The 12,317-nt window shown below is 69.7% G+C and carries 11 protein-coding genes and 2 pseudogenes; 8 read left to right on the top strand and 5 right to left on the bottom strand.

All coding sequences use genetic code 11. From position 1 onward, the window contains the following. The first annotated feature begins 28 nt into the window (after positions 1 to 28). The 7 genes and pseudogenes from ACIQ6R_RS07620 (at position 29) to ACIQ6R_RS07590 (ending at position 6,705) form a co-directional block, all read left to right on the top strand. On the top strand, positions 29 to 286 hold the full coding sequence (locus tag ACIQ6R_RS07620) for a zinc ribbon domain-containing protein (RefSeq protein ID WP_404219520.1): 258 nt from the start codon (positions 29 to 31) through the stop codon (positions 284 to 286). Positions 287 to 401: 115 nt separating this feature from the next. Further along, positions 402 to 2,195 carry a DEAD/DEAH box helicase gene (locus tag ACIQ6R_RS07615; protein ID WP_404219518.1) on the top strand — a complete coding sequence of 598 codons (1,794 nt, stop codon included), beginning with the start codon at positions 402 to 404 and terminating at the stop codon, positions 2,193 to 2,195. Positions 2,196 to 2,497: 302 nt separating this feature from the next. Then, the gene (locus tag ACIQ6R_RS07610) at positions 2,498 to 3,163 is read left to right on the top strand and encodes an IclR family transcriptional regulator (RefSeq protein WP_404219516.1); all 666 of its coding nucleotides are present in this window, start codon (positions 2,498 to 2,500) and stop codon (positions 3,161 to 3,163) included. Positions 3,164 to 3,633: 470 nt separating this feature from the next. Next, a pseudogene (locus ACIQ6R_RS07605) lies at positions 3,634 to 4,062 on the top strand (putative T7SS-secreted protein); the annotation flags it as partial. A 4-nt stretch (positions 4,063 to 4,066) separates the two neighbouring features. Further along, a pseudogene (locus tag ACIQ6R_RS07600) lies at positions 4,067 to 4,927 on the top strand (RHS repeat-associated core domain-containing protein); the annotation flags it as partial. 374 nt (positions 4,928 to 5,301) lie between these two features. Further along, the gene (locus ACIQ6R_RS07595; protein ID WP_404176913.1) at positions 5,302 to 5,844 is read left to right on the top strand and encodes a barstar family protein; all 543 of its coding nucleotides are present in this window, start codon (positions 5,302 to 5,304) and stop codon (positions 5,842 to 5,844) included. 81 nt (positions 5,845 to 5,925) lie between these two features. After that, complete coding sequence (locus ACIQ6R_RS07590) at positions 5,926 to 6,705, top strand: S16 family serine protease (protein ID WP_404219514.1); 780 nt, start codon at positions 5,926 to 5,928, stop codon at positions 6,703 to 6,705. Between the two features lie 24 nt (positions 6,706 to 6,729). Here the strand turns inward: ACIQ6R_RS07590 and ACIQ6R_RS07585 are convergent, their stop codons facing one another. Genes ACIQ6R_RS07585 through ACIQ6R_RS07565 form a run of 5 tightly spaced genes read right to left on the bottom strand, consistent with a single transcriptional unit; the run spans position 6,730 to position 11,013 of the window. After that, positions 6,730 to 7,722, bottom strand: a complete 993-nt coding sequence (locus ACIQ6R_RS07585) for a glycine betaine ABC transporter substrate-binding protein (RefSeq protein WP_404176919.1) — start codon at positions 7,720 to 7,722, stop codon at positions 6,730 to 6,732. Further along, positions 7,719 to 8,585, bottom strand: coding sequence for an ABC transporter permease (locus ACIQ6R_RS07580; RefSeq protein WP_404176922.1), 867 nt, complete (start codon positions 8,583 to 8,585; stop codon positions 7,719 to 7,721). Before ACIQ6R_RS07580 ends, ACIQ6R_RS07585 begins: the two co-directional genes overlap by 4 nt. After that, positions 8,582 to 9,841: a betaine/proline/choline family ABC transporter ATP-binding protein gene (locus tag ACIQ6R_RS07575; RefSeq protein ID WP_404219512.1), complete on the bottom strand. Its 1,260-nt coding sequence runs from the start codon at positions 9,839 to 9,841 to the stop codon at positions 8,582 to 8,584. Before ACIQ6R_RS07575 ends, ACIQ6R_RS07580 begins: the two co-directional genes overlap by 4 nt. Then, positions 9,834 to 10,481, bottom strand: coding sequence for an ABC transporter permease (locus ACIQ6R_RS07570; protein ID WP_404219510.1), 648 nt, complete (start codon positions 10,479 to 10,481; stop codon positions 9,834 to 9,836). The genes ACIQ6R_RS07575 and ACIQ6R_RS07570 overlap by 8 nt, the downstream gene beginning before the upstream one ends. Positions 10,482 to 10,521: 40 nt before the next feature. Beyond that, positions 10,522 to 11,013, bottom strand: coding sequence for an Lrp/AsnC family transcriptional regulator (locus tag ACIQ6R_RS07565; protein ID WP_404176931.1), 492 nt, complete (start codon positions 11,011 to 11,013; stop codon positions 10,522 to 10,524). A gap of 134 nt (positions 11,014 to 11,147) precedes the next feature. Between ACIQ6R_RS07565 and hppD the strand changes: the two genes are divergently transcribed. Further along, the gene (gene hppD / locus ACIQ6R_RS07560; RefSeq protein ID WP_404219508.1) at positions 11,148 to 12,293 is read left to right on the top strand and encodes a 4-hydroxyphenylpyruvate dioxygenase; all 1,146 of its coding nucleotides are present in this window, start codon (positions 11,148 to 11,150) and stop codon (positions 12,291 to 12,293) included. Positions 12,294 to 12,317 lie beyond the last annotated feature (24 nt).

The raw sequence follows: 12,317 nt of genomic DNA, 5'->3' as shown, positions 1-12,317 counted from the left end.
GAAGGCCGAGAAGGCCGAGAAGGCCGGGGTGCCGTTTCCGGAGGTGGACGCCCGCCATACCTCGCAGCGCTGCCCGCGCCGCGGGCACACCGAGCGGGCCAACCGGGATCATTTCCACTGTCGTCGGTGCGGGCTCGCCGGCCCGGCCGCTGTCGTCGCCGGGATCAACGTGCGCGACCGCGCACGCTCGGCGTGGGTGTTGGTCTTCGACGACCGGTCGGGGGGCGACCAGGCGTCGGGAGCGGTGAGCCCGGCGCCGGCCCCGGGGCGCTCGGGGCGGCTGTGACCTCCGTCCCACCCGGGGGTGACCCGCCCCGGTGGGCGCGTTGATCGCGTCCGGGCGCCGGTAGGGTGGCCCGGTTGTCATACGTGGCCGAGCCGATCTACCCCCTTCGGAGACCGTGACTACCACCGCCAGCTCCAGCACCTCGCACCACCTGTCCCCGGCCTTCCCCGGCCGCGCCCCGTGGGGCACCGCCAGCAAGCTGCGGGCCTGGCAGGAAGGGGCGATGGAGAAGTATCTCCAGGAGCAGCCCCGGGACTTCCTGGCGGTCGCCACCCCGGGCGCCGGAAAGACGACCTTCGCCCTGACGCTCGCGTCCTGGCTGCTGCACCACCACGTCGTGCAGCAGGTGACCGTCGTCGCGCCGACCGAGCACCTGAAGAAGCAGTGGGCCGAGGCCGCGGCGCGGATAGGGATCAAGCTCGACCCGGAGTACAGCGCGGGCCCGCTCAGCCGCGAGTACCACGGCATCGCCATCACCTACGCGGGCGTCGGCGTCCGCCCCATGCTGCACCGCAACCGCGTCGAGCAGCGCAAGACCCTCGTCATCCTCGACGAGATCCACCACGCCGGTGACTCCAAGTCGTGGGGCGAGGCCTGCCTGGAGGCGTTCGAGCCGGCCACCCGCCGCCTCGCGCTGACCGGTACGCCGTTCCGCTCCGACACCAACCCGATCCCCTTCGTGACGTACGAGGAGGGCAACGACGGCATCCGGCGCTCCGCCGCCGACTACACCTACGGGTACGGCTCCGCGCTCGCCGACGGCGTCGTGCGTCCGGTCATCTTCATGAGCTACAGCGGCAACATGCGCTGGCGGACGAAGGCGGGCGACGAGATCGCCGCCCGGCTGGGCGAGCCCATGACCAAGGACGCGGTCAGCCAGGCCTGGCGCACCGCGCTCGATCCGCGCGGTGAGTGGATGCCCGCCGTGCTGCGCGCCGCCGACCAGCGGCTGACCGAGGTCAGGAAGGCCATCCCGGACGCCGGCGCCCTCGTCATCGCCGCCGACCAGGACTCCGCCCGCTCCTACGCCAAGCTGATCCGCGAGATCACCGGCGACAGGGCCACCGTCGTGCTCTCCGACGACACCGGCGCGTCCAAGAACATCGACGCCTTCAGCGCGAGCACCGACCGGTGGATGGTCGCCGTCCGCATGGTGTCCGAGGGCGTCGACGTGCCCCGCCTCGCCGTCGGCGTCTACGCCACCACCATCTCCACCCCCCTCTTCTTCGCCCAGGCCGTCGGCCGCTTCGTCCGCTCCAGGCGCCGCGGCGAGACCGCCTCCGTCTTCCTCCCCACCGTGCCCGACCTGCTCACCTTCGCCAACGAGATGGAGCGCGAGCGCGACCACGTCCTCGACAAGCCCAAGAAGGAGGGCGAGGAGGACCCGTACGCCGAGTCCGAGAAGGAGATGGACGAGGCGAACCGGGAGCAGGACGAGGACACCGGCGAGGACATGCTGCCCTTCGAGGCGCTGGAGTCCGACGCGGTCTTCGACCGGGTCATGTACAACGGCGCCGAATTCGGCATGCAGGCCCACCCGGGCAGTGAGGAGGAGCAGGACTACCTCGGCATCCCCGGGCTTCTCGAACCCGACCAGGTGCAGCTGCTGCTCCAGAAGCGGCAGGCCCGGCAGATCGCGCACAGCCGCAAGAAGCCCGACGAAGAGGCCGACCTGATCGAACTGCCCGCCGAGCGGCGCCCGGTCGTCTCGCACAAGGAGCTGATGGAGCTGCGCAAGCAGCTCAACACCATGGTCGGCGCCTACGTCCACCAGAGCGGCAAGCCGCACGGCGTGATCCACACCGAACTGCGCCGCGTGTGCGGCGGCCCGCCCAGCGCCGAGGCCACCGCCGGGCAGCTGCGCCAGCGCATCGCCAAGGTGCAGGAGTGGGCCACCCGCATGAAGTGACGTGCGGGGCGCGGGTGCCGCCTACGTGCGCTGTACGTATCGGGACAAACACAGGTAGTCCTCACCGGTCGCCGCCCGGATTCTGGACGGAGCCTTCCGCTGAGCGAACCAGGTCGCTACTGTCCCGCTACGCACACGCCCCGTGGCAGCGCCGCCGCGGAGCGCAGCCGTGAAGCGACTGGGCCCGGGCACAAGGCCGGGCCGTCAGCCGATCGGCGGCCTCTGAAGCGCGTCACTGACGGGACTCGGTGACGCAATCCCGCGAGGAGGGCCGCCGACCTCACCACTAAGGAGTGGGCGTCGTGACCGCGGAGACCTCTCAGACGCTCGACCGGGGACTGCGCGTCCTCAAACTGCTGGCCGATACGGACCACGGGCTGACCGTCACCGAGCTATCCCGCAAACTGGGCGTGAACCGGACCGTCGTCTACCGGTTGCTCGCCACGCTGGAACAGCACGCGCTCGTACGCCGTGACCTCGGCGGCCGCGCCCGGGTCGGACTCGGGGTACTGGGCCTGGGCCGCCAGGTGCACCCACTCGTCCGCGAGGCGGCCATGCCGGCCCTGCGCTCACTGGCCGAGGACATCGGGGCGACGGCCCACCTGACCCTGGTGGACGGCGCGGAGGCACTGGCCGTGGCCGTCGTCGAGCCGACCTGGACCGACTACCACGTCGCCTACCGCGCGGGCTTCCGGCATCCACTGGAGCGGGGTGCCGCGGGCAAGGCGATCCTCTCCGCGCGGCAACAGCCGCAGCCGCAGCCCGCCGGTGACGTGGTGGAGGAGCCCGGCTACACCCTGACCCACGGGGAGCTGGAGGCCGGCGCCTGCGGGGCGGCCGCACCGCTGCTCGGGGTGACGGGAGTGGAGGGCAGCGTCGGCGTGGTGATGCTGGCCGACGTGGTGCCGGAGCGGGTGGGGACGCGGGTGATGGAGGCGGCGCGGGAGGTGGCGGAGGCGTTGCGGTGACGTCCCGGGGCAGCCGTGTATCGCGTGTCGCTCCGGGTGGGGGAGAGGGCGACCTGCGGGCCGCGCGCGTCCTCGGAATCCCGGGCATGAACCGTGGCGGGGCCGGCGGCCGACGCAGTGACCCACGGCCGCGTCCCGGGCCGGGACCGCGAACCGCGCCTCGCCCATGCCCCGAACGTCCACCTCCACGTCGAGGTCTCCGACACCCGAGTGGAACGCAGGCCACCCGCACGCGGGGAATCGCCGACGCCCGAGGCCGCTGGACGACAGCGGCCGATGCCTGCTCCTGTCGCTGGACTCGCCGACCGCGTCTCACGGGGCGTCGCCCTGCCCGGCAAGACGGTCCGGGCCGAACTGGACATCCGACCGGCCTGCCGAGGCGACCGGCTTCTCCTCGAACGCCCGCGCCTTGTAAGTTCACGTGTGCATACGGTGCTTGTTGATGCGCGTGGGCTGACGGGGGTTGCGGGATGGTGGGCCACAGGCCGAGTGACTGGCATGTCCTGGACCTGGACAAGGACCCGACCCCCGGCGACCCCCAGCGGGTACGCACGCTGGCGAAGACCCTGCATGACTTCGCGGACGACGTGTCGGAGGCGCTGCGCCTGGTCAAGGGCATGGCGGGGGAGGGCACGCTTGCGGAGTGGGCGGGGAAGTCGGCGACGGTCTTCAAGGAGGAGTTCTCGGGCGTCCCCAAGAACCTGAAGAAGTTGGAGAAGTCGTACGGGATGTGCGGTGACGCCCTCGCGGACTTCTGGCCGAAGCTGGAGCGCGCGCAGGCGCTGGCGGACAAGGCGCTCATCAAAGCGAGGCAGGCCCGCGAGGACCTGTCCTCGGCCCAGTCGAAGCTGTCCTCGGCGGAGTCGTGGGTGACCCGGGCGTCGAAGGAGGCCGACAAGACATGGCCGCGTCACGGCCGTGCACGCGGCCGGCTGGAGTGAGCGCTACGCCTACGACTCCGCGGGGAACCAGAGCGAGGCAGAATGGCCGGTACGGGATCCTGATCATGAGGCCGTCGGGCCGCGAGCGTACGCAGGTACGAGATTGACGCGGGCCGGAGGGGTTCATTACGAGCATGACGCGCTGGGGCGCGTCATCTTGCGCCGCAAGAGGCGTCTCTCGCGTAAGCCCGATATCTGGCGGTACCAATGGGATGCCGAGGACCGTCTCACAGCAGTCGTCACGCCGGATGGCAGCCGCTGGCGCTACACCTACGACCCTCTGGGCAGGCGGACCGCCAAACTCCGTCTCGGGGCCGATGGTGAAACCGTCGAGGAACGGACGGTTTTCACCTGGGACGGCAACACTCTCTGCGAACAGACCACCGAGCAAGGTGATACCGGCAGGAACGCCACCCTCACCTGGAACCACGACGGGCTCTCCCCTGTGAGCCAGGCCGAGCGGCTCTGGGCTGTCGACGCACCCCAGAAGAGCGTCGACGAGCGCTTCTTCGCCATCGTCACTGACCTGGTCGGCACGCCGACAGAACTGGTCTCACCGGACGGAGAGATCGCGTGGCACCAACGGTCCACCCTCTGGGGAACGACGGCATGGAACCGGGACGCGACCGCGTACACTCCCTTGCGTTTTCCCGGTCAGTATCACGACCCGGAGACCGGTCTCCATTACAACCATCACCGTCACTACGACCCCGAGACCGCTCGCTACACCAGCCCGGACCCCCTCGGTCTCCTACCGGCGCCCAACCCGATGACCTACGTGCACAACCCGCACAGTTGGTCTGACCCACTGGGGCTCGCGCCTTTGTGTCATCAGCATGGCGGCGACACGGGCAGTCCCGACGGCCTCGGCCTTCTGCCCGGTCCAGCACCTCAACACGCCGTGGACATGTTGAACAAGGTCAATGCCAGGCCCGGAGGCATCGGTAAGGTCGACGGCTATCATGGCAATGCGAACTGGGGTAACAACAAGTCCGCCCTGCCAGGCGGAAAATACAAGGAATGGGACGTCAACGCCAAGGTTGACCTTCCGCACTGCAGTGCGCCGGGCTGTGGAAAAGAAATCAGAGGTCCTGAACGTCTACTGACCCCGAAGGACGGCCCCGGGCCCGCCTATTACACGCCAGACCATTACGGGACCTTCTACTACGTCGGTGAGTTCACAGGGTGATGCGACACATGGCTGATTTCGATATTACGAGCACCTCGGAGCCCTGGGTTGTTTTTGCTCCGCACCGGTCACCTGCGGTGCAAGAGCAACTCGCCCGGTTGGAGAGCGAAGGGGGGCGCTGCTACCACTTCGACTCCCATCAGCTTATGGACGAGCGGGGGATCCACCACTCCTTCGCGAAGACTCTCCGATTTCCCAGTTACTACGGTAACAACTGGGATGCCTTGGTCGACTGTCTGGACGACTTGTGTGAAGAGGTCACGGGCGGCATGGGAATCGCGGGCGTGATTCAGGAGGCGGATCGGCTCCTGGAAGTGGATCATTTTCCCCTCTTTGTGTCGGTTCTTTGTCAGGGTGCCGACCGGGCGAACTCTTCGGTCGACCTCGACGGCTTTGCGCTGGATCGGCCCGCCGTTTCGGAACATTTCGTGTTCGAGTTCCGCGACTTCGACCCCGGCAAGGTGGTGCGGCTGGTGGAGCAGCCGGACCTGATCGTTTCCCAGGGGGACGGCTTCGTCGGGGCCTCCCTCGATCCTGAGGAATGGCATTGAACGGCGCGCCCCCGAGGACCTCCAGCAGCCGCGTGCCTGCCCGCGCCCGGAGCGCCGGGGCCTTCCCGTTAGATTGACCCCGTGCTCTCTCGTCTCACGCGTCCCCAGGCCCTCGCCGTTTGCGGTTTTCCCGTCGTGGCGCTGCTCGCCACCGCCGTGTTCGCGCCGTTGCCGTTCTCCGTGGCGCAGCCGGGGCTGACGGCCGACGTGCTCGGGCGGAACCAGGGCGCCCCGGTGATCACGATCAAGGGTGCGCCCACGCACGAGACGAGCGGGGAGCTGCGGATGACGACGATCGAGGCGACCGGCCCCGACGCGAGCGTGAAGCTCGGGGACGTGCTCGGCAGCTGGTTCGACACCGACCGGGCGGTCATGCCGCGCGACGCCGTCTACCCGAGCGGCGACGACGTCAAGGAGATCGAGGAGTACAACGAGGAGCAGATGCGGGAGTCCCAGGACGCGGCGACCACCGCCGCGCTGGCCTACCTGAACCTCGACGAGGCGGACGTCGACGTCGAGCTGCGCCTGGAGGACGTCGGCGGCCCCAGCGCCGGGCTGCTCTTCTCCCTCGGCATCGTCGACAAGCTGGGCGCCGGCGACCTCACCGGCGGCCAGGTCATCGCCGGTACCGGCACCATCAGCACGGGCGGCAAGGTCGGCGCCGTCGGCGGTGTGCCGTTGAAGACCCAGGCCGCCCGGCGGGACGGGGCCACGGTCTTCCTGGTGCCGAAGGCGGAGTGTTCGGACGCGCGGACGGAGCTGCCGAAGGGGCTCAGGCTGATCCCGGTCACCACCCTGAAGGGCGCGGTCGACTCGCTGGAGGCTCTGGAGACGGGCGAGGGCAGGGTTCCCACCTGCTGAGGGGGAGGGGACGGGCCCCCGGGTTCAGCCCTCCGTCACGAAGCCCTTCTCGATCATCCAGTCCAGCGCCACCTGGTGCGGGTCCTCGCCGTCGACGTCGACCTTCGCGTTCAGCGTCCGCGCCACGTCGTTGTTCAACGCCTCGGTGACCGGCGCGAGGACGCCGGCGATCGCCGGCCACTCCTTCAGGACGTCGGTGCGGACCATCGGCGCCGCGTTGTAGTTCGGGAAGAAGTTCTTGTCGTCCTCCATCACCACCAGGTTCATCGACTTGATCCGCCCGTCGGTGGTGTACACCTCGCCGTAGGTGCACGCGCCCTCGGCCGTCTGGGTGTAGATGATCCCGGTGTCCATGTCCGTGATGTTCCCGGCCGGGATGTCCATCCCGTACGCCTTCTCCATGCCCGGCAGCCCGTCCGCCCGGTTGGCGAACTCGACCTCCACGCACAGCGTCACCGCGGCCGGGTCGGACTTCGACAGCTCGGCCACCTCCGACAGGGTCTTCGTGCGGTACTTCTCGTAGTTGGCCTGGTTCATCGCGAGCGCGTACGTGTTGTTCAGCTCGGCCGGCGGCAGCCAGGTCAGCCCCTTCTTCAGGTCCTCCTCGCGCACGGCCTCCCACTGCTCGCGCGGGTCGGCGATCGGCTCGGCGTGCCCCAGGTACGTGATCCAGGCGGTGCCCGTGTACTCGTACGTGGCGTCCGCGTCGCCGTTCTCCACCGCCGCCCGGGTGCCGACGGAGCCCTGGATGCCGGTGCGGTCGAGCACCTCCGCGCCGGCCGCCTGGAAGGCGATGCCCATGATCGCGCCGAGGATCAGCTGCTCCGTGAACTGCTTGGACACGACGGTCAGGTCGGCGCCCTCCAGCGGCCGGCCCTTCCCGATCGTGCCGGGACCGACGTCGTCGACCATCGGGGAGCCGCTGGTCAGCCCGCAGCCGGAGGCCGCCACCAGCAGCGCCGCCGTCACCAGCCACGTACGGCGTCGTCCGCCTCCCGTACCGGGGCGCGCGCTCATGTCCTCACCTCCAGGCCGCGAGGCCGCAGCAGCAGTTCGGCGAGCGAGGCCAGCCAGTCCACCAGCAGCGCGAGGGCCACGGTGAGGATCGAGCCGAGCACCAGTACCGGCATCCGCTGGCTGGTGATCCCGGTGGTGATCAGCACGCCCAGCCCGCCGCCCCCGCCGAAGACGGCCAGTGTCGCCGTCCCGACGTTGAGGACGAGGGCCGTGCGCACGCCGGCCAGGATCAGCGGGACGGCCAGCGGCAGCTCCACGCGCGTGAGCACGCCCAGCGGGGACATACCGATGCCGCGGGCCGCCTCCAGCAGGGTCGGGTCGTTCGCCTTCAGGCCGGCGATGGTGTTGGAGAGCACCGGCAGGACGGCGTAGATGATGATGCCGATCAGGGCGGCCCGGCGGCCGATGCCCAGCCAGATCACCAGCAGCGCCAGCAGGCCGATCGCCGGGGTCGCCTGGCCCATGTTGGCGAACGCCATCGCCACCGGCGTGGCCTTCCGGAACATCCCGCGGGTGAGCAGGACACCCAGCGGGATCGCGATGATCAGCACGAAGAAGGTGGAGATCACGGTCAGCTGGACGTGCTGCCACAGCGCCTTGGTGACCTGCCCGTCCGACAGGGCGTTCCGGCTCAGCGCGTCCAGGTCGGCCTGCCGGAACCACAGCCAGGTCGCCAGCAGTACGGCGATCAGGAGCGCGGGCAGGAAGGTCAGCTTCCGCCAGCCGACCCGCCGCCTCGTCGACGCCGGGGACGGCGGGCGCGGCTCCTGCTCCACCTCGTCGTCGTCCTGGTGGGCGATCCCCCCGATCTCGTCCTCGCCTTCGGGCCGCCGGCCGGATGAGGGACCGGAAGTGCTGCTCACGCCTTCGCCTCCCCTCCGAAGCCCTCCTGCTCGGCATGGGTCTGCTCCGCCCGGGCCTCCTCCAGGTCGTGCTGGTGCTCCAGCGCGTCCAGCCGGTCGGCCTCCAGCAGTTCGTGCACGGAGTTGAGCAGCGTCTCCATGTCGACGACGCCCTCGTACTCGCCGCGCCGCCCGGTGACCGCGACCCGCCCCGTGTTGTCGGTGAGCACCGCCTCCAGCGCGTCCCGCAGGGTCGCGTCCCGGGTCACCGTGTCGTGGACCAGCGTCCCGGCGCGCGCCAGCGAGCCCTTGGCCCGCATCAGGTCGCCGCGCCTGAGCCATTTGTAGGGGCGGCGGCGCCGGTCGAGGAGCAGGATCTCGTTGGTGCCGGCCGCCCGCAGCGCGTTGAAGATGTGCTGGAGCGGGTCCTCCACGGTCACCGTCGGATAGTCGGTGATGCCCACGTCCCGTACGCGGGTCAGGTTCAGCCGCTTCAGCGCCGCCCCGGCGCCCACGAAACCGGAGACGAAGTCGTCCGCCGGGTTGGTGAGGATGGCCTCCGGGGTGTCGAACTGGGCGATGTGGGAGCGCTCGCGCAGCACGGCGATCCGGTCGCCCAGCTTGATCGCCTCGTCGAAGTCGTGGGTGACGAAGACGATCGTCTTGTGCAGCTCGTGCTGGAGCCGGATCAGCTCGTCCTGGAGGTGGTCCCGGGTGATCGGGTCGACCGCGCCGAACGGCTCGTCCATCAGGAGTACGGGAGGGTCGGCGGCCAGCGCCCGCGCCACGCCCACCCGCTGCTGCTGGCCGCCGGACAGCTGGCGCGGATAGCGGCCGTGGAACTCCCCGGCGTCGAGACCGACCAGGTCGAGCATCTCCTCCACCCGCGACCGGATCCGCGCCTTCGACCAGCCGATCATCCTCGGCACGAGCGCGATGTTCTGGGCGACGGTCATGTGCGGGAAGAGGCCGGAGGCCTGGATGGCGTAGCCGACCTTGCGGCGCAGCTTCACCGGGTCGATGTCGGTGACGTCCTCCCCGTTGATGCGGATGCGTCCGCCGGTGGGCTCGATCAGCCGGTTGATCATCTTCAGGGTGGTCGACTTCCCGCAGCCCGAGGGGCCGACGAAGATGACCGTCTCGCCGGCCTTGATCTCCATCGACACGTTCTCGACGGCCGGCTGCGGATTGCCGGGGTAGCGCTTGGTGAGGCAGTCCAGCTCGATGGTCGCCCCGGTGGTGGCACGGTGAGCGGTCGCCCCGGTGGTCTCAGGCACGGATCCCCCTCGGAATGGTCAGCCGTCCGAGCAGGACGTACGCGGCGTCGAACAGCAGCGCCAGGACGATGATGCCGAGCGTGCCCGCGAGGACCTGGTTCAGCGCGTTCTTGCTGCCCAGCGAGGCGATCCCGCGGAAGATCTCGTTGCCGAGCCCCGGCCCGGAGGCGTAGGCGGCGATCGCGGCGATGCCCATCAGCATCTGCGTCGACACCCGGATGCCGGTGAGGATCGGCGGCCAGGCCAGCGGCAGCTCCACCCGCACCAGCCGGGCCACGCGCGACATTCCGATGCCCGTCGCGGCGTCCACCAGCGCCGGGTCCACCCCGCGCAGGCCGACGATCGCGTTGCGCACGATCGGCAGCAGCCCGTACAGGACCAGCGCGGTCACCGTCGGCGGCACGCCCAGCCCCACGATCGGGATGAGCAGGCCGATCATGGCCAGCGAAGGGATGGTCAGGATGGTCGACGTGGTCAGGGTCGCCAGGTTCCCCGCCCACTCGCTGCGGTAGGTGGCGACGCCGATCAGGACCCCGAGCAGCGTCGCCACGACCATGCACTGGAAGACGGCGCTGGCGTGCTGGTAGGCGTCGGTGAGCAACTGCTGGTGGCGGCTGCCCAGGAACTCCCAGAAGTTCACCGCCGCTCACCTCCGGGTCGGGCCGGCCGGGAGGCCGGTCTCAGTCGTGTCTGCCGCTGTCCTCGCTGTCCTCGGCCGCCTGCTCCACCAGCGGGATGATCCGCAGCGGAACGGGGTTCTCCATGACGATCGCCGTGGAGGCCCGGACGATGCCATCAAAACCGACAACCAGGTCGATCACCCGCTGGAGATCGGCGTTCGAGCGCGCCACCAGCCGGCACATCATGTCCCCGGTGCCGGTGGTGGTGTGCAGCTCCAGCACCTCCGGCACGGTCGCCAAGTGCGCCCGTACGTCGGCGCCTTGGCCCTGCCGGATCTGGAGCGTGGCGAACGCGGTGACCGGGTAGCCGAGCGCCGCCGGGTCCACCTCGGGGCCGAAGCCGCGGATGACTCCGTTCGACTGAAGCCGGTCCAGCCGAGCCTGCACGGTGCCGCGCGCGACGCCGAGGCGCCGGGACATCTCCAGCACCCCGATCCGCGGCTCCCGGGCCAGCAGCCCGATGATCCGCCCGTCCAGTCGATCGATCGCCATGCCCGCGCCCTCCCGGCCGGTCATCCTGGTCATCCTGTACAGATCGCCCGCCCCTACCGCCGTATCACTGGTCAGGTTGCCCAGTGAAGACGCAAACTATTGCGCACCTTGCAGAGGCGGGAGACCCTGCGGCTATGACGCAGACCACACACCACACTCCCGACACCGCCCGGCAGGCCGACCCCTTCCCGGTCAAGGGAATGGACGCGGTCGTCTTCGCCGTGGGCAACGCCAAGCAGGCGGCGCACTACTACTCCACCGCCTTCGGCATGCGGCTGGTCGCCTACTCCGGACCGGAGAACGGCAGCCGGGAGACCGCGAGCTACGTCCTGGAGAACGGCTCCGCCCGCTTCGTCCTCACCTCGGTGATCAAGCCCGCCACCGAATGGGGCGACTTCCTCACCCGGCACGTGGCCGAGCACGGCGACGGCGTCGTCGACCTCGCCATCGAGGTCCCGGACGCGCGCGCCGCCCACGCCTACGCCGTCGAGCACGGCGCCCGCTCCATCGCCGAGCCGTACGAGGTCAAGGACGAGCACGGCACCGTCGTCCTCGCCGCCATCGCCACGTACGGCGAGACCCGCCACACCCTCGTCGAGCGCACCGGCTACGACGGCCCCTACCTGCCCGGCTACGCCGCCGCCGAGCCGATGGTCGAGCCGCCCGCCAAGCGCACCTTCCAGGCCGTCGACCACTGTGTCGGCAACGTCGAACTCGGCCGCATGAACGAGTGGGTCGGCTTCTACAACAAGGTCATGGGCTTCACGAACATGAAGGAGTTCGTGGGCGACGACATCGCCACCGAGTACTCCGCGCTGATGTCCAAGGTGGTCGCCGACGGCACCCTCAAGGTGAAGTTCCCGATCAACGAGCCCGCGGTCGCCAAGAAGAAGTCCCAGATCGACGAGTACCTGGAGTTCTACGGCGGCGCGGGCGTCCAGCACATCGCGCTGAACACCAACGACATCGTGCAGACCGTGCGCACGATGAAGGCGGCCGGCGTCCAGTTCCTGGACACGCCCGACTCGTACTACGACACGCTCGGCGAGTGGGCGGGCGAGACCCGGGTGCCCGTGGAGACGCTGCGCGAGCTGAAGATCCTCGTCGACCGCGACGAGGACGGTTACCTGCTGCAGATCTTCACCAAGCCGGTCCAGGACCGCCCGACCGTCTTCTTCGAGATGATCGAACGGCACGGCTCGATGGGCTTCGGCAAGGGCAACTTCAAGGCCCTGTTCGAGGCGATCGAGCGCGAGCAGGAGAAGCGCGGCAACCTCTGACGGCCGGGCGCGGCCGCTGACGGA

This window comes from Streptomyces sp. NPDC096048, assembly GCF_044763415.1.
Lineage (GTDB): Bacteria > Actinomycetota > Actinomycetes > Streptomycetales > Streptomycetaceae > Streptomyces.
Note: the sequence above shows the minus strand (reverse complement) of the source record. Positions and strands in the feature narration are given on the sequence as shown.

Coding starts and splice junctions, on each gene's coding strand:
- ACIQ6R_RS07595 (WP_404176913.1), top strand. CDS start 5,302: ATGGCTGATTTCGATATTACGAGCACCTCGGAGCCCTGGGTTGTTTTT.
- ACIQ6R_RS07585 (WP_404176919.1), bottom strand. CDS start 7,722: ATGAGCGCGCGCCCCGGTACGGGAGGCGGACGACGCCGTACGTGGCTG.
- ACIQ6R_RS07565 (WP_404176931.1), bottom strand. CDS start 11,013: ATGGCGATCGATCGACTGGACGGGCGGATCATCGGGCTGCTGGCCCGG.
- hppD (WP_404219508.1), top strand. CDS start 11,148: ATGACGCAGACCACACACCACACTCCCGACACCGCCCGGCAGGCCGAC.